Consider the following 24348-nt stretch of genomic DNA (forward strand, 5'->3'; position numbering starts at 1 on the left):
TGGCTGACACATCGCGATCGCGGGCAAGCGTACTCCTACAACGAGTGACCGTTTATCACGCAATCACCGGCTCAATCACTTCTGCAACTCGGCCAGCGTCAGGTCCAGGCATTTGCGTGCCTTGTCCACCAGTTCATCGATTTCCGCGAAGCTGATCACCAACGGCGGCGAGATGATCATCGTGTCACCCACCGCGCGCATGATCAGTCCGTTATTGAAGCAAAACGTCCGGCAGATCATGCCCACCCCCCGGCCGGCATAGCGCTCCCGAGTGGCCTTGTCCTTCACCAGCTCAATGGCGCCCAGCATGCCGACGCCGCGCACTTCCCCTACCAGAGGGTGATCGTTCAACTCGCGCAAACGCTTTTGCAAGTATGGTGCCGTTTCTGTTTTCACCCGCTCGACGATCCGCTCTTCCCGCAGGATGCGGATGTTTTCCAGGCCGACCGCTGCCGCCACCGGGTGACCGGAGTAGGTGAAACCGTGGTTGAAATCACCCCCTTCGTTGAGCACGCTGACCACGTCATCGCGCACGATGACGCCACCCATGGGGATGTAACCCGAAGTGAGCCCCTTGGCGATGGTCATGAGGTGTGGCTGCAGACCGTAGAAATCGCTACCGAACCACTCACCGGTGCGGCCGAAGCCACAGATCACTTCGTCTGCCACGAACAGGATGTCGTACTTGGCCAGAATCTCTTTGACCTTCGGCCAGTAAGTGTCCGGAGGAACGATCACGCCGCCCGCGCCTTGGATAGGCTCGGCGATGAACGCTCCCACGCTGTCTTCGCCCAGTTCCAGAATCTTCTTTTCCAATTGCTCGGCAGCCCAGATACCGAACGCATCCGGCGTCATGTCCCCGCCCTCGCCGAACCAGTAAGGCTGGGGAATGTGGACGATGCCGGGAATCGGCAGGTCGCCCTGCTCGTGCATGTACGTCATCCCGCCCAGGCTCGCGCCCGCCACGGTAGAACCGTGGTAACCGTTCTTGCGACTGATGATGGTTTTCTTGCCAGGCTTGCCTTTGACCGCCCAGTAATGGCGGACCATCCGCAGCACCGTGTCGTTGCCTTCGGACCCGGACCCGGTGAAGAACACGTGATTCATGCCAGCAGGGGCAATCTCGGAGATCGCCTTGGCTAATTGCAGCGCGGGAGGGTGAGCGGTCTGGAAAAACAGGTTGTAGTAAGGCAGTTCACGCATTTGCTTGCTGGCGGCGTCAGCCAGTTCATGCCGGCCATACCCCACGGCCACGCACCACAGCCCGGCCATGCCGTCGAGGATCTTGTTGCCTTCGCTGTCCCAGAGGTAAACGCCCTCGGCGCGGGTGATGATGCGTGGGCCATTCTCTTTAAGCTGCTTGAAGTCGCTGAAGGGCGCCAGGTGATGATCGCTGCTGAGCGCTTGCCATTCGCGGGTTTGCGGATTGTTGGAACTCATGAACCACTCCATTAGCTGCATATCGCGTGTAGGCGCCGCCCGACTCCCGGGCTGGGCAGCGCCTCGGATCTTCAGACGGCAAAAAGCAGGAATTCCCGCTCCCACGAACTGATGACACGCTTGAAGTTTTCGTGCTCGGCGCGCTTGACCGCGACGTAACCGGTCACGAACGTCTTGCCGAGGTATTTCTCGACGGTCTTGCTGTTCTCCATACGCTCCAGAGCGTCTTCGATGGTCAGCGGCAGCCGCAGATTGCGCCGCTCATAACCACGCCCCACCACCGGCGCACTCGGGTTGATGCCCTCGACCATGCCGATGAAGCCGCACAGCAGGCTCGCGGCAATGGCGAGATACGGGTTGGCGTCGGCACCCGGCAGGCGGTTTTCGACGCGACGGTTCTGCGGGGTCGCATCCGGAACGCGCAAGCCAACGGTGCGGTTCTCCTCGCCCCACTCCACGTTCACTGGCGCTGAAGTGTCGGGCAGGAAGCGGCGGAACGAGTTGACGTTGGGCGCGAACAGCGGCAACAGCTCGGGAATCAACTTTTGCAGACCGCCGATGTGTTGCAGGAACAACTGGCTCATGGTCCCGTCTTCATTGGAGAAGATGCTCTTGCCCGTCTCGATGTCGATGATGCTCTGGTGCAGGTGCATGGCACTGCCCGGCTCACCGGTCATTGGCTTGGCCATGAAGGTCGCTGCCACGTCATGCTTGAGGGCAGCCTCGCGCATCGTGCGCTTGAACACGAGAATCTGGTCGGCCAGGTGCAGCGCGTCGCCGTGACGGAAGTTGATTTCCATCTGCGCCGTGCCGTCTTCGTGAATCAACGTATCGAGATCGAGGTTTTGCAGTTCGCACCAGTCGTAGACGTCTTCGAACAGGGGATCGAATTCGTTCGCTGCCTCGATCGAGAAGGACTGACGGCCGGTTTCCGGGCGGCCCGAACGACCCACCGGCGGCTGCAACGGGTAATCGGGGTCGTCGCTGCGCTTGGTCAGGTAGAACTCCATTTCAGGCGCCACGATCGGCTGCCAGCCTTGATCGGCATACAGCTTGAGCACTTTTTTCAACACGTTGCGCGGCGACAGCTCAATGGGGTTGCCCTGCTTGTCGTAGGTGTCGTGAATCACCTGCGCGGTCGGCTCGATGGCCCATGGCACCAGAAACACCGCATTCTGGTCAGGACGGCAGAACATGTCGATGTCCGCAGCGTCCAGCAACTCGTAATAAATGTCGTCTTCGACATAGTCCCCGGTGACCGTTTGCAGCAGAACGCTCTCGGGCAAGCGCATGCCTTTCTCGGCAATGAACTTGTTGGTCGGAGAGATTTTGCCGCGGGTGATACCGGTGAGGTCGGAGATCATGCACTCGACTTCGGTAATCCTGTGTTCTTTCAACCAATCGGTGAGCTGGTCGAGGTTGGTACTCATAAATACCTCAGGGGTTGGATGTCCTGCGTCCAACGGTGGACTCAGGCGTTATCTGGACGCTTCGGCGTCACGTTGTATTGCGCGTTTTCGACAGGCCTCGCCAAAGGCCTGCAGGATTGAAAGATAGTCGGGGTTCTCCGTGACTTGCCACTCCGGGTGCCATTGAACGCCGAGGGCGAACACTTCGGGCGAAGCAAAAGGCACGCCCGATGGTACGGAGATCGCCTCGATCAGGCCATCCGGCGCAGTCGCTTCGACTCGCAAACCGGGTGCAAGGTGCTCGATGCCTTGGCCATGAATTGAATTGACACGAATTTCGTCCGGCAATCCCAGCCCGGCCAGGAGACCACCCGGCTCGATGTGCATGGAGTGGCTCGCAGCGTATTGAATTTCAACGGGTTCATTGTCGGGTTCACGGTGATCCATGTAGGTTCCCGTCTCATGAACCTGCTGATGCAGCGTGCCGCCGAACGCCACATTCATCTCCTGAAACCCCCGGCAAATCCCCAATACCGGCACGCCGGCAGCCACAGCGGCGCGAATAAGCGGTAAGGTGGTGCGGTCGCGCGCAGGATCATGGGCAGTGCCCGGCGCGCTGGCTGGCCCGCTATAGTGGTAGGGTTCGACGTTGGAAGGAGAACCGGTGAAGAGCAACCCGTCGACTGCCGCGAGGATATCGGCCGGGTCGATGAGCTCTGCCAGCGACGGCAGAATGAGCGGCAGGCCCCCGGCAGCGACAGCCACTGCACGGACGTATTTGTCGCCGCTGACGTGATAGGCATGCAAGCCGATTTGCTGAGTGCAGGCTGTGACGCCAATCAGCGGAAGGCGAGGCATATGACCCCCGGTGTTATTGCTGTTATGGGCTGCGACCGAGCTTAGCGTTGTTCATTTTTTTACACAACAACCCCGTAAAAAATAAAACACGCCCCGCTCAAGATCGCAGTTCCCGAGACTTACAAGGCTCCAAATGCGCCCTAAAACGCAGCAAAACTGGCGCCAAGGCGCCGTTTTAGGGCAAATAGGGGCTCTCTTGACTTCATCTGGGCTTTCGGATTGACTGAACCCCGTAATGCTCGATGATTGATATTTTCAACAACAAAGGTGTTGCATCATGTCGGTACCCCCGCGTGCCGTTCAGCTCAACGAAGCGAACGCGTTCCTTAAGGAACATCCTGAGGTTCTATACGTTGACCTTCTGATTGCAGATATGAATGGAGTGGTGCGCGGCAAGCGCATCGAACGCACCAGCCTTCATAAGGTTTACGAAAAAGGCATCAACCTCCCAGCCTCTCTATTCGCACTGGATATCAATGGCTCGACGGTGGAAAGCACCGGCCTGGGGCTGGACATCGGTGACGCAGACCGAATCTGTTATCCCATCCCCAATACCCTCAGCAACGAACCGTGGCAGAAGCGCCCGACCGCACAACTGCTGATGACCATGCACGAACTGGAAGGCGAGCCGTTTTTCGCAGACCCGCGCGAAGTGCTGCGCCAGGTCGTCACGAAGTTCGACGAGATGGGGCTGACCATCTGCGCAGCGTTCGAGCTGGAGTTCTACCTGATCGACCAGGAAAACGTGAATGGCCGCCCGCAGCCACCGCGCTCGCCTATCTCGGGCAAACGTCCGCACTCGACACAGGTGTACCTGATCGACGACCTCGACGAATACGTCGATTGCCTCCAGGACATTCTGGAAGGCGCCAAGGAACAGGGCATTCCCGCAGATGCCATCGTCAAGGAAAGTGCCCCGGCTCAATTCGAAGTCAACCTGCACCACACCGCTGACGCGCTGAAGGCCTGTGACTACGCCGTGCTGCTCAAGCGGCTGATCAAGAACATCGCCTACGACCATGAGATGGACTCCACCTTCATGGCCAAACCCTACCCCGGCCAGGCGGGTAACGGGCTGCACGTCCACATCTCGGTTCTGGACCGCGATGGCAAGAACATTTTCACCAGTGAGGATCCCGAGCAGAACGCCGCGCTACGTCACGCGATCGGCGGTGTGCTCGAGACCCTACCGGCGCAGATGGCGTTCCTTTGCCCGAACGTCAACTCCTATCGCCGGTTCGGTGCCCAGTTTTACGTGCCCAACTCACCCACCTGGGGGCTGGATAACCGGACCGTGGCGGTGCGGGTGCCCACCGGCAGCGCCGATGCCGTGCGCATCGAACACCGGGTCGCCGGTGCAGATGCCAACCCTTACCTGCTGATGGCTTCGGTGCTGGCCGGCATTCACCATGGCCTGACCAACAAGGTAGAGCCACCGCCGCCCGTGGAAGGCAACTCCTACGAGCAGCATGAGCAAAGCCTGCCGAACAATCTGCGCGACGCACTGCGCGAGCTCGATGACAGCGAGGTCATGGCCCGTTACATCGACCCGAAATACATCGACATCTTCGTCGCGTGCAAGGAAAGCGAACTGGAAGAGTTTGAACATTCCATTTCCGACCTTGAATACAATTGGTACCTGCACACCGTGTGATGCCGATGTGAGATAAAAAGAACGCCCTGGATCCATGTGGTTGAGGGCGTTTTTTATTTTAGACGGCGAAATTTCGGTAGGAGCGCGCTTGCCCGCGATTGCGGTGTGCCTGTGACGAATCGGGTGTCTGATTCACCGCAGTCGCGGGCAAGCGCGCTCCTACAACGGATATGGCCCGCCTCAGGACCTCGCGTACAATGCTCCCGGCCCCGATCAAGAGAACGCGCAATGACCCGCCCCGCCATGCCCCGCAAACCCCGTGCACGCAGCCAGGCCCGGATCGAGTCGATCCTCGACGCCGCGCGGACACTGCTGGCATCCGATGGGGTGGCAAGCCTTTCGATCTACAGCGTGGCTGAACGCGCGGGCATTCCCCCTTCCTCGGTGTATCACTTCTTTGCCAGCGTCCCGGCCTTGCTCGAAGCCCTGACCGCCGATGTGCACGCCGCCTTCCGCGAGAGCTTGCAGCAACCGATCGATCATACTCAGCTCAACACCTGGCACGACCTGTCGCGACTCGCCGAAACACGCATGCTCACGATTTACAACGATGACGCCGCAGCTCGCCAGTTGATCCTCGCTCAGCATGGTCTGACCGAAGTCACCCAGGCCGACCGTCAGCATGACATCGAGCTGGGCAACCTCATGCACGAGCTGTTCGCCAGACACTTCCAACTGCCCGCCCTGCCGGATGAGGTCGATGTCTTTGCGCTGGCACTGGAGCTGGCGGATCGCGTCTACGCCCGCTCCGTGCAACTGCACGACACCATCACCCCGCGCATGGCCGAAGAAGGCCGACGCGTGTTCGATGCGTATCTGGGGCTGTACCTGCCGCCGTTTTTGCCGAAGCATTCGCACGTAGCACCCTTGTAGGAACGCGCTTGCCCGCGATGACGGTGTGTCAGCCAACTTTCACACACCTGACACTCCGCCGTCGCGGGCAAGCGCGCTCCTACAGGTCCGTGTGTAATGCCCGCCCCCCCAAAGGGCTCGCACCCTTCAGGATTGGTCACCACACATCAATCACAACTTGGAGATCGATACTTCACGTGCGAACTGCCGCCTAGGGAGCCCGGATCAGGTGGTCTGGCGGTTTTCGCACGCCCGAGACTTGTTCGGCGCATCCAAAGAAGCACTGCACTTATAATCTCCTGATTTACCGTGGCATGCGTATACGAATCTGATTAAGTGAGTCAGTGCACTGACGAGCTGACGTATTTGGAATAAATTATCGAAAGACTACTTCCAATGATTCTAACTAATTAAAAGTCGAGCAACTATTCTGAATGAGCAGCTTGAAAATTTTCTAAGTTGAAAGAAAATTTGAGCGACATAACTATCAATGGAGAAATTGATCATGGATATTAAAGATTTGCCGAGCGAGCTTCAGGCAGGTAGTAAAGAAGCGCCAGCAGGTTCAAGCTTTAGCGGTCTGTTGAAGTGGGGCGATCTGGATCCTGTAAAGTTCTATGCTGACATCGTTACTCTGGATACTGAGGTGGGTTACCCCAGAGTTATGGGAATGTCAGTGAAGAATGTTCCGCCCCCCATAGGGGAACGCATTGTCATTAATGTTTATGCAAATAAAAGTGGGGATTATATCCTAGGGCCTGAGGGCTCTGAACACCAATCCGGTGTATATGTCGTTGGAATCTTAGCTCACGGCGACGACTATGGGTCTGTTCACGATCAGGACGGCAAGATCTCCGTAACGCTTAATCCGAATGGCAGTTTTTCAGCTAAATTTCAATTTACCTTCACCCTTAATGGTCAGAGGGGGGAATTTTTGAATGGAACTGTAAACATCCCAGCTTCTGAATAGTTGTAGGACGGTAACGTTTTAAAGTTGGCATTTTTTCGTACTCCTAGGGCTGTTCCGATCAACTTTCCTTCGTTAAGTGGCAGTTGATCGGAGTATCACTAAGCTCGCCTGCACACTCAATGAACACACCACTCCGGATAACCAGTGTTGGCTACTGTCAGAAATGACAGGGGGCACTTTGCCATGGTTTAAAAAAACCCCGAAGGGCTCGCACCCTCCGGGGTTGTTCACAACGCATCGATCACAACTTGGCGATCGACACCTCAGTGGACTTCACGAATGCGATGACTTCGCTGCCCACGGTCAGCTCCAGTTCTTTGACCGAGCGGGTGGTGATCACGGACGTGACGATGCCGGAAGCGGTCTGAACGTCGATTTCGGACAGCACGTCGCCGGTGACGATTTCCTTGATGGTGCCTTTGAACTGGTTGCGGACGTTGATGGCTTTGATAGTCATGGTATGGCTTCCTTTTTTGAGACCAGTGCCAGGCGCGACATTGCGCCCGGGTTAATTCGCCCAACGCAATTGCGTGGGCAGCGGTGAAGTGGGTTCGGGTTCGGGCGGGCTGCCAGGAATCGACAGCACGCGGTTGAGGACTTCGGTTTCCAGCGCCGCCAGCCGGTAAGAACCGCGTGCGCGAGGACGGGCAAGGTCGACCTGCAAGTCGAGGCCGATACGCCCCTCTTCGATCAGCAAGACGCGGTCGGCAATCGCCACGGCCTCGCTGACGTCGTGAGTGACCAGCAGCACCGTAAAACCGTGCTTTTGCCACAGGTCTTCGATCAACTGCTGCATCTCGATGCGGGTCAAGGCATCCAATGCGCCAAGAGGTTCGTCGAGCAGCAACAACCGGGGCTGGTGAATCAAGGCACGCGCCAGGGCCACGCGTTGCTTTTGGCCGCCGGACAGTGCGGCTGGCCATTCGTTGGCGCGCTCGGCCAGCCCGACGGCGGCCAGCGCTTCGAGTGCCTTGCCACGCCAGTCACCGGTGAGGCCCAGGCCGACATTGTCGATGATCCGTTTCCACGGCAGCAAACGCGCCTCTTGGAACATCAGGCGCGTGTCTTCCCGTGCGTCGGCCAGTGCTGCGCTGCCCGCCAGTAATTGACCGCTGGTAGGCTGATCCAGCCCCGCCAGCAAGCGCAGCAGTGTGCTTTTGCCACAACCGCTGCGACCCACCACGGCGACGAACTGCCCCGCTGGGATGTGCAAATCGATATCTTTCAGGACTTCCCGCGCGCCGAAGGTTTTCTTCAGTTTGCGCACTTGCAGCGGGATGCCGCGCAACAGGTTTGCCGGTTGTTGAAGAGTGCTCATCGCGCGCCACCTTTCGCTACTTGATACGCGGGGTGCCAACGCAGGCAGACCCGTTCCAGCCCTCGCGCCGCGAGGTCCGCCAGTTTGCCGAGTACGGCGTACAGAACGATCGCCAGCACCACCACATCGGTTTGCAGGAATTCACGGGCATTCATCGCCAGATAACCGATGCCTGAGCTGGCCGAGATGGTTTCGGCGACGATCAGCGTCAGCCACATGAACCCCAGAGCGAACCGCACGCCGACCAGAATCGAAGGCATCGCACCCGGGAGGATCACATGACGGAACAAGGCGAAGCCCGACAACCCGTAGCTGCGCGACATCTCCACCAGCGCCGGGTCGATGTTACGAATACCGTGGTAGGTATTCAGGTAGATGGGGAACAGCGTGCCCAGCGCCACCAGGAAAATCTTGGCACTCTCATCGATGCCGAACCACAGGATAACCAGCGGAATCAGCGCCAGGTGCGGCACGTTACGGATCATTTGCACAGAGCTGTCGAGCAAACGCTCGCCCCATCTGGACAAGCCTGTGATGAAGCCCAGCGTCAGGCCGATACCGCCACCAATCGCAAAACCGATCGCTGCGCGCCAGCCGCTGATGGCCAGGTGCGTCCAGATCTCCCCGCTGCGCACCAGCGCCACGCCCGCTTCGATGACCGCGCTGGGCGCTGGCAAGATCCGAGTGGACAGCCAACCGGCGCTGACCGCCAGTTGCCAGATGGCCAGCAACAAGACCGGTAGCAGCCAGGGCGCCAGTCTTTGAGTGATTCTTTCAACGCTCATGGAGTTGTCTCCTCTTAATGCCAAGGGCTCACTGCGCTTTCGCGACAGCAGCGGGTGGCGTCCAGATCACGTCGGCGATGCTGAGCGGTTTGGGGATCAACTTGAGTTGATAGAAGGTGTCGGCGATTTTCTGCTGGGCGGCGACCGTTTCAGGCGAGATGAACGATGCGCCATAGCCCTGACGCTTGACGGAAACGCGGGCGATGTCTTCGGGCAGGCCCAGCAGCGGGGCAACCTGTTGGGTGACTTCGTCCGGGTTGGCTTTGGACCACTCACCCACGGCACGCACTTGTTCGACCAGCGCCTGAATCACTTCAGGATGCTGCTGCGCGTAAGGCCGGGTCGCGAGGTAGAACTGGTTGTTGTCGACGATGCCTTTGCCATCACGCAGGGTTCGCGCCTGAAGCTGTTGCTCGGCCGCGGCCTGGTAGGGGTCCCAGATGACCCACGCATCGACGGCGCCACGCTCGAACGCGGCCCGCGCGTCAGCCGGTGGCAGGTAGACCGTCTGAATGTCGCTGTACTTCAACCCCGCTTCTTCAAGAGCGCGGACCAGCAAATAGTGAACGTTGGAGCCTTTGTTCAGCACCACCTTCTTGCCTTTGAGCGCCTCGACGGATGTGATCGGGGAATCTTTGGGCACCAGAATCGCCTCACTGGTCGGCGCAGGTGGTTCCGAAGCGACATAAAGCAGGTCCGCGCCTGCCGCCTGGGCGAAAACCGGCGGCGTCTCGCCGGTTACGCCGAAGTCGATCGAGCCAACGTTGAGCCCTTCCAATAGCTGCGGGCCGCCTGGAAATTCCGTCCACTGCACCTGCACACCCTGCTCGGCCAGCTTCTTCTCCAGCGAACCCTTGGCTTTGAGCAGAACCAGCGTGCCGTACTTTTGATAGCCGATACGCAGGGTGTCGGCTCGAGCTTGGGTGAGGACGCCGAAGGACACCGCCGCAGCAAACAGAGCGACCAGGCCTCGACGCAAAATGACAGTGCGCATGGCACGCTCCTTTGCAAAATAGCTTTCAGGTGGCACCTGCTCGTCCGATGGCGGGCAAGTAAGGTGGATGGGATTCATGACCGACGACTGCATCAGTGCAACGACATTAGCAGCCGGCTTATATTCTTTAAAATCATATTTATTCATTTGGTTAGCACCAAAATGAATATGTTGCATTTTCATGGACCCGCCGTTTCGGGAGGCGTCAGACGGGCCCGTCATGTCCCAATCGGAAGCTTGAAGGCGGGCCGGCCAGCGGCCAAAAAAAAGGGCCGAATAGTCGGCCCGAATGTCGTGGTTGAAATCGGCGTGTCAGCGATTGGGCTGGGGCGTCAGACGCAGGTAAGGCGTGACGGCCTTGTAGCCTTTGGGGAAGCGTTGCTTGATCTCTTCTTCATCTTTGATGGAGGGCACGATCACCACATCCTCGCCATCCTGCCAGTTCGCCGGGGTCGCCACCTTGTGGCTGTCAGTCAACTGCAGCGAATCGATGACGCGCAGGATCTCGTGGAAATTTCGCCCCGTACTGGCTGGGTAAGTAATGGTTAGGCGTATCTTCTTGTTCGGATCGATCACGAACAGCGAGCGGACGGTCAGGGTTTCGCTGGCATTGGGGTGGATCAGGTCATAAAGCTCAGATACTTTGCGATCGGCGTCAGCCAGAATTGGAAAGTTGACCGTGGTGTTCTGGGTAGCATTAATGTCGTCGATCCACTTGATGTGGGAATCGACCGGGTCTACGGAAATAGCGATGGCTTTCACATTGCGCTTGTCGAACTCGTCCTTGAGCTTAGCTGTGAAACCCAGCTCCGTGGTGCAGACAGGGGTGAAGTCGGCCGGGTGGGAAAACAACACACCCCACTGATTGCCCAGCCATTCGTGAAACTTGATACAGCCTAGGCTGGAGTCCTGTTCGAAATCGGGGGCGATGTCGCCAAGTTTGAGGCTCATGCAGTCAGCTCCTTTAATAAGTGTTATGTGGACACTGTGCCTGCAAACCTCAAAAAATTGAAAGACCGAATGGCAATGGCGAATGCTCGTTTCGCTATAAAAACCGAACACCGCTTTTATTTTCAGCTATAAAAAAGCCCCGCCGAAGCGGGGCTCTTTTCAACACATCGACGCTTATTTGAAGGCTTCTACTCACCTGAGAGCCCGTCGAAAGGATTAATTACCAGTATATTCAGCAAGATGAGCTGACTATACACAAATTTGTAAATAATTTCGTAAAATTTTAGGCCCCAACCGTCATCTAGGCTACCGAGGTGTAAAGAACGCGCGCAGCGCTCAGCGAGCAGGAAGCTACAGCCTCTCAGCCACCCACGCTGTCTCTATGGAAGGCTTAGGATACGCATCTACTCTATATATAGAGACGCGAGACTAGTCTACTGGTGATCAAATCGACGCAGCTCAGCTGCTGACACCCATCGACACAGGGCGTTCCGAGATCACGCCCTAGCTTGCGCCATCTCGAATACGCTAATCTCGGTATCGCTGGAGATTCAAGTCAATCTCATATTTGCTAAGGTTCCGATGAAGAATGATAAACGTGTAACTCCTGAACGATATCAGGAGCTTCGTAACAAACTGCTGAGTGGAGAAATTACTGCTCTCACTTTCGACACACAAGTGTTTGACCGAAATGGACGAACTTTTAAGGGAGGGCTGCTCGGTGAGCTTGACCAGCTAAAACAGTCCAATATTCAGATTTTATTCACCGAAGTGGTTCGTGATGAAGTGGAGAACCATATTCTCGAAAGGCATCGTGCCAAGGCATTACGGGCGGAAGAGGCGCTTTCCAAGCTATCAGGCAGTCTTTCGGCTAGCTTAGCTAAAAAAGTGAGCCGTGAACTAGACTCTGTTGCAACCCCAGAGACGATGACCTTTATAGAGCTCAATGATTTTTTTCTGAAAACTGGGGCAGAAATGATATCCTACGAAGAAGTGCCTGCTAGAGCGCTGTTTGAGCACTACTTTGCAAATCGTGCGCCTTTTCATAAAACAAACAATAAGAAATCAGAATTTCCAGACGCTATGGCGTTACTCTGTCTAGAGGAGCACTCCAAGACCCAAGGGATTCTGGTAATTTCTGAGGACGAGGACTGGGTGTCATTTTGTAAAGAATCTAAAACACAAAAATTACATCACCTACCCGACTTAATTTCTGCTTTTGATTTGATAAATTCTGCAAAAGACGAAATCAAATCGGTCGCAGATTCAAAATTTAGACGCTTTGTAGAATTCGAGCAAAGCGGCGAACTGCTCGCCATTATAGAAAAAAATGTAGTTGATCAACTTCATCAAGGTATTGAATTTTCTGGCAAGTCAGACCTTGACTTTACTGCCTCCTGTCTGAGCATCAGCATTCTGAACATAGAACATGAAGAAGAGCATACCTTTGGCACCATTAGGCATGACGCAAGTGTAACCGTCTGGGCGCTTGAGAAAAATTTAAAAGTTCAGATTAGGGCCGAGGTTGAATTCACCTCTATGAACGACACCTACATGGGCACTAGCATTTATAGCCAGCTCATATCAATACCAGCAACCTCCATTATTAGAATGACGAATGACACCACCACCGTCAACACTATGTTTAAAACAGGCATTGTACTAAATCTGGGAAAAATAAGGCCTGGTGAGAATCTTTAAACAACCTGCTATCTAAAAACCTTGAGGCAAACTTTCAAAAACTAGCAAGAGTGTGCCCCCCTCAGAGTGCCACCTTAGATTTTGGAATTTCAGCGTGAGGTGCGTTCAGGCCACTCTTAAAAAACATAACCTCGTCACCGACATATCGAGCTTGCGCAGTGTAATGAAGCCCATACTTTAATGCCTCGCTGCAATTATACATGGCGCAGATCTCAGGCGTGCAATCGTATGAAACTATCCATTGGCGATTGAACGTTGAGGATTGTAGCAAGCTTGCTATTTCCAAATGATCATCATGCTTATAAAAGTTTCTATATAAGTCGCGACCCTTAACGTAATAGGGCGGATCAAGATAAATCAAAGCACTCTCGGGCAAAATATCGGATGCGCGGCTTAGCAAGCTAAACGCGTCTTCATTATAGACCGTAATGTGATCTGCATGGATTGCAATTTTTTCGAGGCGCGCGGCGATCATTGATTTGTTGAACCGTGCGTCAAGTTTATACGCGCCTGCTTGCGATTTTCCACCGATTACCCCACCTTTGAGTATTCCGGACCTATTCGTTCTATTAACGAATAGCGTCGCAAACCCGCGCGCAGCCTGTGAGACAGTTGGATCCTGAGTCAGCATTACCTGCCTCCAGCGATACCACTCGTCCATCGATATCGGTGTGTCATGCAGAAGCTTCAGAAGCTCCTCAGGTGTGGCAGTCACCGCAGACCAAAAAGCATAGACCGCTGGATCCAGATCGTTGATATGGATGTGGCTGGCATGCTTGTCAAATAAGAGCTCCAGCGCAACGCCCGCCCCACCCGCAAATGGTTCCAGATAGTGGCCACCGCCTAGCCCATTCTCGTGCATTACTGCGGCCACAAACGGAGCGAACCTTGCTTTCCCACCTGGGTATCGTAGCGGGCTGTAAAGCTTATTGGAGTACATTCGATGGATCCTTGATGGCGGGCAAGCCACAGCTTAGCGGTGGGCAGTATACTTGGCCAGCTTTCAAGCGGTAAGCTTTGCGGTCGCTTGCGCCGCTTGTGTGAGGGCTTGTTCAAAGGCTTCAACCTTCTGCGGATTTTCCCGCAGCCAATGGCCGATAAGGTCCCAGTTTCCAATGACCGTTAGATTTTTGTTCATCCATTTCTTCGCAGATTCACGGTTTTTTATATTTGTATCACCTGCTAACAGGTGCGTGCGCAGCTGATCTCTTGTAACGTTGATTTTCGCTAGCGCCTCGCGTGTGTCAGGGTAGTCGTCATTATCTTTCATCAGCTCAGTTATGAATTCGTAGATGGTCCGCTCTGGTGAGAATCCATTTCCTGCCAAATCTGCTCCACCAGGGAGCTTCACGACATTTTTCAGACCCTTAGTCACGGAAGAGTCAGCATCTACTACGATCAGAACTGTCTTGAAATGTTTGTCAAATTTTTGAAGACCTTGCAGATTTTGACACCCTACACTAATCGGTATAGCTTTTAAGGCCCGCCCAGTTAGGCTGTTAATTCTGCGCTTCAGCTTCAGCGTAAGCAAATGCTTAAGAAAATAGTCTGCCTCAGCATCTTCCAAATAAATCTTAAGGGTATTGTCAATTTTTTTAGGCTTAGCAGGCGCAGATGGCGCTATTAACGTCATGTCACCTTTGATTTCTTCACACGACAAGCTTTGCGAAACTCGCGGCGCTATTGAATCCATTATGTAGATAACCGAGTCCATTCGGACACCATGGCCGTTAATCGGATTATTATCCGGATGTATTGCCTCAATCATGCATAACGAATGCGTTGTAGCCACTACTTGTATGCGGAGCTTCTTAGCTGCAGTCTTCATCGCAGTAATTAATGTTTGTTGAGCATGGGGATGAAACCCCGCATCAAGTTCGTCAATTACCAAGAGTCCACCAGGATAACCTGGCCACTCTCGCTCGAGCTTACGGAATGAAGCAAATGCCGTCGCGATCGAACTCAGACTGTCTTGGCCTAAAGATATGCTCTTGGGACTGTAGCTGTAGCTTGGGTGCTTGGCAGCTTTACTCGTTCCTTTGATCCCTTGCGACACGATTGATGAGCTATCTTGGCCCTCTGAAAGCGAGGAATTAATAACACTATCTATAAAAGCTTTAATGAACTCGGCGTCAGTTTTGTCTATCGAGTGATCAATTGTGCTTTCCACAAGCTCTGGATCGCTTTCACCTATAGGGATCATCCTAGTCATCCCAAGATATATAGTCGGGATAGGAACTTTAGATGCCTTTCCGATCACAACACCGCTTTCGGCATCTTCATGATCGGAATCTACAGCGTTGCGTGGTACTACACGGACCTCCTCCCTCACAGAACCATCTTTGTTCTTCACAGCTCTCTTTGTGAAGCCACAGCGCTTTGTGAACTCGGACTTGTTAATTGAGTAATCTAGATATGGACTTGAAAGCGTCTTGTTTCGCTGATTCGCCAAAAATTCTGTTTGATAATCTATATGGATGATTTCGTTGAGCAGGCCTGTAAAAGGCTTACCGGTATAGGTCACGAAATCGGAGTCGGTCAGGCCGGAACCATTTGCCACTAGGGCGAGTATCGTAGATTTGCCAATACCATTATGGCCAGCTATGAGAGTGATTCGCGGTGCGAAATCAATAGATATGTCCTTGAGTTTTCGAAATGGTGGCTTCGCAATCCTCAGTCGGACGAGTGAGAATTCATTATGATTTTCTTGTTTGCTCGGCGATTGCGCTGATTTTCTGGTGCGACGTTGCACTGCCATTTCGTTCCCTGCTGGAGCTGGCTTGTTAACATTCCAGTTGATGAGTAGTTAAAGCAGACCTGTACAGCTTCAGCCGTAGTCTCCCAATCACCTCAACCGACCACAAATTCACCTCGGCCGTTGATCCACTCATACAGATGAGTCAATCGCCGGAATTAATTGCTTGGGCTTGCTTCGCTCACGAAGCAACGCCAATGCGCATAATGATATCAATTAGATATTAATATCAAGCCGTATCGTGCTCCAGCTACATCATTCCAGGGAGGCGGCGCATGCCGCAGCAACGCCCGCATAGTTGCGTTCTTCCGGATGCCCACCAGTTTTTACCGACCGAGCGCGTCCTTCTAGGCCCCACTGGTACCGGCGTGATCAAGCTGTGAGTGCAACCCGAATAAAGCTAATCGATGAAGCCGCTTGAGGCGGAAAGCTGAGCAAGTAGCGAAAAGCACTATGAGCCGCTAGCTCTGGTTTCAGGTGAGGCGTTAGCTCCGGAGCCGCCAGCGTCACCCTCATGGAACGTGGTCAATCAGCCGCGGTCTCGTCCGAAACACCGCCATGAACTACGACCTGTTTAATGCCCCCCTCCTCGAAAAAAGTGACCATGGCGGTCACGGTGCCTTGTCGGACAGCGGTCAGACCCCAGTACTTCACCGAGACGTCACGGGACCAAGTTCAATGCTTCAGCGCGCATCTTGATCCGGGCTTGGCGAGCGGATCGATGTGTACATCGAGATGCACAGTTGTGGCGCGCTTTCAGACGACAATGGCCGGATTGCAAGCTGGATGTCCGCCCAAGATGATGCGGCTGAGCAGGCTGCGTACGCATCAACAACAGTTGCAAATTGCGACACAACGTGTACATTGTTCGCCAAGACGAACAATGTACACATGCAAATCATTTGATTTGCCCACCCTAAAGGAAGCCATGATGACGCCATCTAATGCTGATGTCCTAAGATCAATCCGATTAAGCCACAGGTTAACGACCACTGAAGCAGGACGACTGGTCGGAGTTACCAAGCGAGCTTGGGAGCACTGGGAGAGTGGAGCTCGTCAGGTCCCCCAATCATCCTACGAGCTTTTTATGGCGAAGTGCCGAGGAGTAATTCCTCCAGAAATGACCCCAGACTCCGATCGTGGGCTGTACGTTGTTACAGACTCTCAGGGCCAAGCGGTTATCGTGTTGGGACGGGGAAGCTGGATCGATGTGCACCCCGCTAAGATGACTAATAAGGTTGTCGTCAGCTCGTTTGTCGTGGATTTTGCAGCCGGGCGACGGGAGAAGGTGGAGACTCTTGTGGACCTAGATTTCAACCCCACCCTGTTAGAAACACTGCGCCGCTGGAAGTCGCTAGACAAAGACCTGGAAGACCAATTCTGAACAGAGAGCGGCTTCTCTCAATGGCGCATGGTTCGATAAAAATCGCAGCCAGATGACGCGCCTGACCCGCAGCTTCGGAGGCGTTATCGCCAGAGCTGGATCGATCCAGTTACCGAAACTTCACTGACCCAGGCTTCCCGTTTGAAAAGCACCACCAGTGCTGGATTCTTGCCGTAGGCGTCATGTCAGTGTGTCGGCTAGGGTCAAGCTCTAGTTCACCCATCAATGCAGAGCCGATACGACACGCACCCATCCACGATGTGGGTGGCCGTGCCGGTCGATCATTGATGAGTGACCTGGAGGCTATCCTCAAAAAACATCTGAAGCGCTACCGAAAGTAACCTAAGAAATCTTGCACATCTGCAATAGATCGTCGGACATCACCAAATAGCTCGTGCAAAATTGCGTCGTTTCCTTCGTACTCCCATAGCAAACGCCCATCATTATCTAACAGCCCGATCACTAAATACTCATGCCAATAAGCTTGGTCCTCAATATAATCCTTAGCCCGCACCTCATAAATGCACATCGTCCTTCCTCTGTACTCAACCTGAAAATAGAGAGGAAAAAAATTGTCATTACCTTTTGTAATTGTATAAGGAGCATCGGCTATCGACCATTTTATTTGGCCAGTAGCTGTATCTTCCATAAGCCTAGCGATCATTTTCTTCGTTGTGGAGTCCATCAGATCCTCGCAGCTTCATTATCTTTATCCAAGCCACTCAGCATGACCTCGAATTGAACCATATGTCTCGAAATACGCCAGCCTTCCTTGAGCGTGGGCTCACGAGGCCGTGAAAAAAAACCGTTATCGAAGTTCATCAACTCGATTAGTTTATCCGCAAGGGGACGCTCTTTAACGCCAAGGCTTGGCCTAATATTCTCAATGTGACCCTTAATTTCATACAGCTTATGAATAACATCTTCTTTGGAGTTATCCCAATCACGAAGACCCTCTCTAAATTCGGGAAGCAACTTCGCCAAATCTATAGATACTGCCGGAATTCGACTCTTGGAAATCAGCAAGCCCCTTACTTTTTTCACATATAAAAAAGTAATGCATGTTAGGACCGTGCCAAGTATCGTGCATATCACGCCAAACTGGTTAAGCCAATCCCATAATTCTTTACTACCCCACATGACAGCTCCCCGAGCCGAAAAACAATCCATTCTCAGCGTAAAATGCTGACCCGTTATATTAGCCAATGGCATCGATCTCGCGAGTGTTTTTTTCGCGTCTTTGTGCGCTCACATCAACCTCTTCCCAACGGTTTGAGTGAGTAGACTGAGAGGCGCTCAACGATTCCGATAGACGCTGACTGACTGACGATGTGCTTTGCTCGACCGAAATTCCAGTTAGACATGCACCGCCCCCGTAGCGGTATTGGCATTGGAGCCTAGGTAATCGAAATCATAACTGATGTAAAACGTGCCCCCGTTAGCTTGGCTACCACCTCGAGCTCTCGTTCACTGTCGTGGCTTCTTTGAAGCCACGATGCTCCGTGGCGAGCCGTGTCCGAGTAACGAGCAGAGCTATGGTTTGAAGCGCTCACCTAGACGGAGTGGCGCTGGCTGGATAGATGGCTTATACAGCACCCCGGGTTGCTGGTGAGGCCCTTCTGTTGCGGCTATTCGTGAGGTACGCGTAGCAAAAGATAAGGCCGACTAGCGAAAAACGCTATGAATGCCTATCTTTTGCTACCTGCGGCCAAAGCCTATTAGAAATTGGCAAAAACATTCACCTTTAGCTCCCAGGTTTGTGAGCGTCCGCCCAATCCGGTGGACTGGAGCGCTCTTGTTTCCAGAATCAATTCGCCGCAAATGCTGTGGCTCCGACAGTCGCAGCCCTTGCAACAAAGCAGATTGAGGAAGCGATGGACTCAGTCGCTCTGGTCCTCAAGGAAGCCAGAGCATGCGCGGAGCAATCCTCGAACAGCGCAATCACTGTCCGTACATGATGACCAAGCGATCAGGCTCAGAGCAGCCTTGAGGTACGTGCTCGAAGCATCAAATGCTGCTCGCAGCCAATGCAGTCATCGCGATGGCCCGCACTATCAAAGGAAGGAACAGACTGAGGGCTGGAAAACCATACCTATCGGGCGACGAAGGCCTAGCACCAAACTGTGAGTGAAGCGCCGGTACTACCTGCCCAGGTCTTGGAGCTCTTGCCTGATTCGAGCGAGCAGCGCTTCAACCGAATACCCATCTCGCACGCTTACATAGGCCAGAAGTGTTACTGGGTGAACGCCAAGAAGCTCAGCGATCTGCTCGAACTTTTCCAAAGTAGGATTTCGGATGCCCCTTTCGACGGCGCTGATGAATGATTGGCTTGGACCCAGCGACTCCTGAGGCAGTTGCTTCAATAACCTAACCTCCCTAAGCGCCGCTCCAAAGTCGCTCTTGCTCGTCATACTCACTGCTCGCAAAAGGTACGATAAGGCCCTTTTGCGGTCGAAAGTGCTATGCTGCATACAGCATACGCCTTTGCTTTCCGCGATTTTTCCATCCATCGAACAGCTAGGCAGAGAAACGCACGCTTGCGGCACGCCAGCTTCTGCAGACGCCAGGAGCATTCCGGAGGAGCTATGTCCACGACAGATCAAGCCGACGAGGTTCAAGGAGGTAGCGTTGCAAGCACCCAAGGCGCGATAAAATCGTGGAGGCGGTTTGATACTGCAGAAGTTTTTTTTCAGTTGATAGAAAAGCAGCTTGTCGGTGGCGACGTAGATGAGTCGATAGTATTCATTTCAGACCCTTACGAACTACGACGTACTATACAAATCTCCAGAGCGATAAACTTCCCTGGAATACAGCAAGTTAAGGTCTGCACGCCGGGCCGAATAAACGGAACCAACAGCTGGTCCCAAGATACGCTTCATGCCTTATATCTAGGAACTCACAAATTCAAAAGAACCGTGAAGATCATTTACATTACAAGCGGCGGAACTTTCGGACTAGAGACCAACGAAAACTTAAAAATGTTCGAAAAGAAAATAATCTACCAGGCACTAGACCATCCAATAGATCTATTTGATGATTTCATCCCGTTGCACTGACCAAAACATAGCCTCGGGCGATTCTGAGACAGCTTTATACGGCATTAAGTTTTAGAACGAATGACCTTGTGCACGACTCCAGGTGTTACCGTGCGTGGTTTCGCTACCGATCCAATCACCCGCTCAACGCCTATGCTAGAGACCAAGACAATATCTGCGCCCCTCACCACACAAACATCTCGGCCAGAATTTACGGCCCTGAGGTATGCTTCAGATGTCCCAGCGATACACAATCTTGAGATCTCTGCTTCCAGGAGGTCCAGATCTTCAATCGAGAGGTGAGAGTCTGTACGTGTCTTCACTTCTGAACCTTCCAGTCAGTTAGGCGGCGCAGGCTTACGACAAGATGATGCGAGCCTATTGTCAGGCTATCCTAACTCAGCCATGCAAATTGAAGCTAAGCTGGACTTAGATTGCTGCGTTGAAATGACGGACGGTTGACCCTTCCAAGCGATGTCAATCTCAACCTACCACTCAGATTAGGTAATGCCAGTGGACAAATCGACTCCGCAACTCAACGCTTCAAGCTACCTTGATGGGAAGGAAGATACTGGCCTGTCGGACGAAGAAATTGAGGTCCGCCTCGCCATCGCTGACTACGTGATTCGGCGCGTTGCCGCCACGCCGAACGGTCAACAGATTTTCGAGGCGCTTCTACCTCGCTTCGAGAATAAATACCCGCACCACAAACTGCTCTCGCTTTACCTCACATCCCCCGGTCATATCGACCCCAACTCGTCCGCCCGCTAGCGACGCACCGACGTGACCCCAGCAAAACGCTGATGGGCTTCTTATGCCTGGCAAGGCTCATCCAATCATTGATCAATGCGGGTAACGCGAGTAGACAGACACGTGGCAGAGATCTGAAATTCACTGCTAGGTATCGATGAGACGAGCACGACAATAGAAAAGCATAAATAGGGGGGATAAACATGCTGCTGGACGTAAGGATGCCGGGCCAGGTTCTTCCCCATCACAATACCGGACGGCAGGTACATTGAACGCTGCTCAAATCGAATCTGCCGAACGGCTGCAACCCTGCCGCAGACGCGAAGTTATCGTCGCGCCCCCCCCCCCCGCCTGCCGAGCTCTGAAACCGCTGCGCTCGCGTAATACAACAGCTGCAGGCAGGGGACGAGGCTGGTTACTAAAGGGCATGGTGAAGCCAGTCCCGTCTGCCGCAGGCAAACGAAGGAGCGGGCCGACTCAACAATTCACCGATCCACCGACAAACGCCTTTCATCTGGAAAAGTGATGAACAAAGCCCGAAGATCCGACGAACGGCCTTGACTTTTTTGAAACGAACAAAAATACCACTTGACAAATGCCTAGGCATCATGTCATAATGGTATCAATGTGTGTGGAAAAGGGATCTTCCCCTTCTCACGGTATCGCGTCTTGGTAAACCGATACTATGGGTTGGCGGCATGGATGTCAACACAGTTGTCATTCTCAACGAGACAACTGGGGGGACGGAGACTCCTTTTCAGGCGCAGAGGTCCCGAGCTGATACAGGCGGGTTCATCAACCTGGCTAGGAGAATATCACCCATGCTAGTGATCGAAACAGCGGTTCTGATCAAAATCCTGTACGTGGCGAAAATCGCGTTCGTGATGGTGCAGACCTATAAGGCAGCGATTAAGTAATGCTCAAGGCCGGCACACCGCAGGGTGGTGCCGGCCTTGTTGTATCTGTTGACGCAAGCCAAGCCATACCGCGGCTGCATTCCACCCAGACCCTGACACTCGGCATTGCTCGCCTAAATCTCGTCATCGCGCAAGGCCAGACGAAGGATCAGAGGCGCTCTCTGACTCCTGACATCGCCTAGCGCACGCCCTTATCAGTTCGTTCACGGTCGATGATTGGAAGTGGCTTGAGGATTTCCGCTTCTTTCATGCCCATGGCATAGGCATTGTATTGCATAGTCAGAAACCGCTCGTTATAGAGGCTGATGATCTGCTTCAACTCGGCCACCTCCGCTTCCAGACGTGTAATTCGCTGCCCAGCGATCTGGAGGCTTGCAGGTTTGCGCAGCGAGATTTCCGGGATACGATCCCTTCCTTTGGCTGAACGGTATGCGGCGACGATTGCAGGGTGCTTGCAAATCGACTGGCGGGTCGGACGCTTCCCGACAAGAGAGGCTGCTTTATCGCATATGACTTCCCAAGTTAAATATTGGGGTTCGAGGCCCTGGATACACTTCACGATCGCGTTGATATCCGACGTTGACAAATGCTTGGCCACTATTTACCTCCCCCCGACCCGTCGATTTAAATTTGAAGCTATCGCTCTGTGAATATGGCTGTAGTTCCCCCCCGTCAACCGCACCAAAGAACCGTCAGGAAGGTCGGGATCGGACAGAATTGAGATCAACTGCTTAAGACGCTCAATCGATTTCTGATGAGTTGATACCCACTCGTCTGCTCCGATCACGATGTCCGAATTCGTTTCCAACGCGAGTGCAAGAACAGCCTCCTGCCGAGCGAGGCGCTGCCTGATTCGTTCCAACTTCACGTCATCGCCCTTGACGCATACCTGCTCCTCACAATCATCACAGTTTGCAAATCTCAGGCAGGGGCTGATGATGAAGTTGTGTTCGCAAAAGCCGCTTTCAGTCACATGTGTCGCGGGCTTAAGGTTGGTATAAAAATCTTCGACCGATACGACTTTTACTTCTGAATTAATTCTTACACTGATCGTTGAGGGCGGCGGAGCAGCTAACAGCGCATCACGAACCTTGATCAGACGTTCCTCATCCGAACGGTGATCATAGGTACGATTCTGCCGCACGTTTGCACGGCCCGACCATTTGGCAATGTATTCCTCTGACAGCCCGGCTCGCTGGGCAATGGTATTGAGCAGATGACGAGGTTGATGGGTGGTGAGTTTTAGGGGCTCACCATCAGCGTCCACATAACCATGACGCTTGAACAAATTCGTATGCCCCTCCTGAGTTGCACACGGCCCGAGGTCACGGATAAAAGAGTGATACGTCAGCACCTGTAACTTCACAGCAAGCACAGGACGTGAGGCGTGGATCTGATTGCGATGCATGCAAAAAAGGGCATTGCTGAATTTTATCTTCTTTTCCTTATCCAACCACGGAAACCCTTGAGGTAACCGAGAGAGCACGTAGGGCCAGAGCATCCGGAGGGTATGAGAGCCATGTCTAACCTTAAGGCCCTTGTAATGAAACAGGGAGCGAGCTGCTTCGACGCTTAAAAAACCATGTCCTAATGCCGCAGCGACTTGTTCAATGGTTAAAGGATCATCTTCGTCTACATCGGGACATTCTGAATGCCGGTAGAACTTATCAGGATGATCTTCCACCCATTTTGCAAATCGCCTCGCTGGTTCAGTCAGTGTCCTGATGCGATCAAATGCCTTTTTGCCGACTGATGAAATGGTGGAAGGGATCCACTTGATATCGCCTTCATACCCCTTGCCCGAGAAAAATCTCCACCCATACTGATCAGCGCCTTCGTGATCCACCTCACTTACTTCAGCATTGACGGGCAAAGCTAAAATTTCAGAAGCACGCTGCGGCGCGCACATGGACATCGCAAGAAATGATGTAGTGAAGATGTCTCTAGGCAAATCAGGGTCCCGGGAAAAAATTTCCGCCACGGCATCCAGCGCTTCATCACTCGGTAGTTTCGAGTTCCGGTCACGATGCGCGTGACCTCCCAAACCCGATGACATCCTGCGTGGCCGTTGAATAGAGCACTTCCAATCCTCGACAATGTTATCCACCAAGCGATGAGCAACCAGAAACTTGGCGATGTCAGTCAATTTTGCGGATACGGTATAGCCCGAGTTTTCGGCATACACATCCCGAATAATGCTCACCGCCTGATCAAGCACCACGATGTCAACCTTCCAGGCATCTGAACACTGGTAGACGTCGGATAATGCTTTTTCTAGAACACGAAATGCCATGTATAGGTGAGTTTTACTCAACGCTGGGCGATGAGAGGTCATGTACCAAATGCAGGCTTTTGAAAACTCCCGATATTCATCAGAAAACCGGTGATGGTCCTCCACCTCCCCGCGAGCGTTCTTAGGTGCTGTCAGCTTGGTAAACTTGATGGCATCCCACTTTAAATCTTCCCAAACGCCATCCCCCAGAACGTATGAGGACTTACAACCATCAATGAATTCGTACAGCCTAGCTTTGAGCTGCAAACCTGGATTCGGCACATAGCTGAACAAACTGGTCAT

21 protein-coding genes are annotated in these 24348 nt (G+C 53.6%); 6 read left to right on the forward strand and 15 right to left on the reverse strand.

All coding sequences use genetic code 11. The features are described 5' to 3' along the window. Nucleotides 1–75: 75 nt before the first annotated feature. The 3 genes from DBP26_RS10420 to DBP26_RS10430 all read right to left on the reverse strand — a co-directional run bounded on the left by DBP26_RS10420 (nucleotide 76) and on the right by DBP26_RS10430 (nucleotide 3707). The gene (locus DBP26_RS10420) at nucleotides 76–1440 is read right to left on the reverse strand and encodes an aspartate aminotransferase family protein (protein ID WP_108237498.1); all 1365 of its coding nucleotides are present in this window, start codon (nucleotides 1438–1440) and stop codon (nucleotides 76–78) included. A gap of 71 nt (nucleotides 1441–1511) precedes the next feature. After that, the gene (locus tag DBP26_RS10425) at nucleotides 1512–2870 is read right to left on the reverse strand and encodes a glutamine synthetase family protein (RefSeq protein WP_108237499.1); all 1359 of its coding nucleotides are present in this window, start codon (nucleotides 2868–2870) and stop codon (nucleotides 1512–1514) included. A 48-nt stretch (nucleotides 2871–2918) separates the two neighbouring features. Next, nucleotides 2919–3707 carry a gamma-glutamyl-gamma-aminobutyrate hydrolase family protein gene (locus DBP26_RS10430; protein WP_108237500.1) on the reverse strand — a complete coding sequence of 263 codons (789 nt, stop codon included), beginning with the start codon at nucleotides 3705–3707 and terminating at the stop codon, nucleotides 2919–2921. A gap of 277 nt (nucleotides 3708–3984) precedes the next feature. Between DBP26_RS10430 and DBP26_RS10435 the strand changes: the two genes are divergently transcribed. From DBP26_RS10435 to DBP26_RS10445, 3 genes are all read left to right on the forward strand, one after another. Further along, complete coding sequence (locus DBP26_RS10435; RefSeq protein ID WP_108237501.1) at nucleotides 3985–5361, forward strand: glutamine synthetase family protein; 1377 nt, start codon at nucleotides 3985–3987, stop codon at nucleotides 5359–5361. A 228-nt stretch (nucleotides 5362–5589) separates the two neighbouring features. Next, nucleotides 5590–6234: a TetR/AcrR family transcriptional regulator gene (locus DBP26_RS10440; RefSeq protein WP_108237502.1), complete on the forward strand. Its 645-nt coding sequence runs from the start codon at nucleotides 5590–5592 to the stop codon at nucleotides 6232–6234. A gap of 484 nt (nucleotides 6235–6718) precedes the next feature. Continuing rightward, the gene (locus DBP26_RS10445; protein ID WP_146749668.1) at nucleotides 6719–7183 is read left to right on the forward strand and encodes a hypothetical protein; all 465 of its coding nucleotides are present in this window, start codon (nucleotides 6719–6721) and stop codon (nucleotides 7181–7183) included. Nucleotides 7184–7424: 241 nt separating this feature from the next. On the opposite strand, the gene DBP26_RS10450 is transcribed toward DBP26_RS10445, so the two are convergent. The 5 genes from DBP26_RS10450 to DBP26_RS10470 form a co-directional block, all read right to left on the reverse strand. Beyond that, nucleotides 7425–7640, reverse strand: a complete 216-nt coding sequence (locus DBP26_RS10450) for a TOBE domain-containing protein (RefSeq protein WP_108237504.1) — start codon at nucleotides 7638–7640, stop codon at nucleotides 7425–7427. Between the two features lie 51 nt (nucleotides 7641–7691). Then, nucleotides 7692–8501, reverse strand: a complete 810-nt coding sequence (gene ssuB, locus DBP26_RS10455; RefSeq protein WP_108237505.1) for an aliphatic sulfonates ABC transporter ATP-binding protein — start codon at nucleotides 8499–8501, stop codon at nucleotides 7692–7694. Then, complete coding sequence (gene ssuC, locus DBP26_RS10460; RefSeq protein WP_108237506.1) at nucleotides 8498–9286, reverse strand: aliphatic sulfonate ABC transporter permease SsuC; 789 nt, start codon at nucleotides 9284–9286, stop codon at nucleotides 8498–8500. Before ssuC ends, ssuB begins: the two co-directional genes overlap by 4 nt. Nucleotides 9287–9314: 28 nt before the next feature. Then, on the reverse strand, nucleotides 9315–10280 hold the full coding sequence (locus DBP26_RS10465; protein ID WP_108237507.1) for a sulfonate ABC transporter substrate-binding protein: 966 nt from the start codon (nucleotides 10278–10280) through the stop codon (nucleotides 9315–9317). A 312-nt stretch (nucleotides 10281–10592) separates the two neighbouring features. Then, a complete protein-coding gene (locus DBP26_RS10470) occupies nucleotides 10593–11231 on the reverse strand; it encodes a peroxiredoxin (protein ID WP_108237508.1) in 639 nt (212 codons plus the stop codon). A 582-nt stretch (nucleotides 11232–11813) separates the two neighbouring features. Between DBP26_RS10470 and DBP26_RS10475 the strand changes: the two genes are divergently transcribed. Beyond that, complete coding sequence (locus DBP26_RS10475) at nucleotides 11814–12932, forward strand: PIN domain-containing protein (RefSeq protein ID WP_108237509.1); 1119 nt, start codon at nucleotides 11814–11816, stop codon at nucleotides 12930–12932. A 61-nt stretch (nucleotides 12933–12993) separates the two neighbouring features. Here the strand turns inward: DBP26_RS10475 and DBP26_RS10480 are convergent, their stop codons facing one another. The 5 genes from DBP26_RS10480 to DBP26_RS27480 all read right to left on the reverse strand — a co-directional run bounded on the left by DBP26_RS10480 (nucleotide 12994) and on the right by DBP26_RS27480 (nucleotide 19644). Further along, nucleotides 12994–13872, reverse strand: a complete 879-nt coding sequence (locus tag DBP26_RS10480) for a DNA adenine methylase (RefSeq protein WP_108237510.1) — start codon at nucleotides 13870–13872, stop codon at nucleotides 12994–12996. A 63-nt stretch (nucleotides 13873–13935) separates the two neighbouring features. After that, nucleotides 13936–15690, reverse strand: a complete 1755-nt coding sequence (locus DBP26_RS10485) for an AAA family ATPase (RefSeq protein ID WP_108237511.1) — start codon at nucleotides 15688–15690, stop codon at nucleotides 13936–13938. A gap of 1709 nt (nucleotides 15691–17399) precedes the next feature. Further along, complete coding sequence (locus DBP26_RS10495; protein WP_146749667.1) at nucleotides 17400–17720, reverse strand: hypothetical protein; 321 nt, start codon at nucleotides 17718–17720, stop codon at nucleotides 17400–17402. Nucleotides 17721–17755: 35 nt separating this feature from the next. Further along, nucleotides 17756–18211: a hypothetical protein gene (locus DBP26_RS10500; RefSeq protein WP_108237514.1), complete on the reverse strand. Its 456-nt coding sequence runs from the start codon at nucleotides 18209–18211 to the stop codon at nucleotides 17756–17758. 1001 nt (nucleotides 18212–19212) lie between these two features. Continuing rightward, nucleotides 19213–19644 (reverse strand): helix-turn-helix transcriptional regulator, encoded by a 432-nt coding sequence (locus DBP26_RS27480; RefSeq protein WP_349254549.1) that lies wholly within the window; start codon nucleotides 19642–19644, stop codon nucleotides 19213–19215. Between the two features lie 12 nt (nucleotides 19645–19656). On the opposite strand from DBP26_RS27480, the gene DBP26_RS10510 reads away from it, so the two are divergent. After that, a complete protein-coding gene (locus tag DBP26_RS10510; protein ID WP_108237515.1) occupies nucleotides 19657–20127 on the forward strand; it encodes a hypothetical protein in 471 nt (156 codons plus the stop codon). Nucleotides 20128–20619: 492 nt separating this feature from the next. Next, nucleotides 20620–20877: a hypothetical protein gene (locus DBP26_RS10515; protein WP_108237561.1), complete on the forward strand. Its 258-nt coding sequence runs from the start codon at nucleotides 20620–20622 to the stop codon at nucleotides 20875–20877. A gap of 1074 nt (nucleotides 20878–21951) precedes the next feature. Here DBP26_RS10515 and DBP26_RS10530 read toward each other — a convergent pair. Next, on the reverse strand, nucleotides 21952–22371 hold the full coding sequence (locus DBP26_RS10530; RefSeq protein ID WP_108237518.1) for a hypothetical protein: 420 nt from the start codon (nucleotides 22369–22371) through the stop codon (nucleotides 21952–21954). 3 nt (nucleotides 22372–22374) lie between these two features. After that, the gene (locus DBP26_RS10535) at nucleotides 22375–24348 is read right to left on the reverse strand and encodes an integrase (RefSeq protein ID WP_108237519.1); all 1974 of its coding nucleotides are present in this window, start codon (nucleotides 24346–24348) and stop codon (nucleotides 22375–22377) included.

The sequence above is a fragment of the Pseudomonas sp. RIT409 genome (genome assembly GCF_003052515.2).
Lineage (GTDB): Bacteria > Pseudomonadota > Gammaproteobacteria > Pseudomonadales > Pseudomonadaceae > Aquipseudomonas.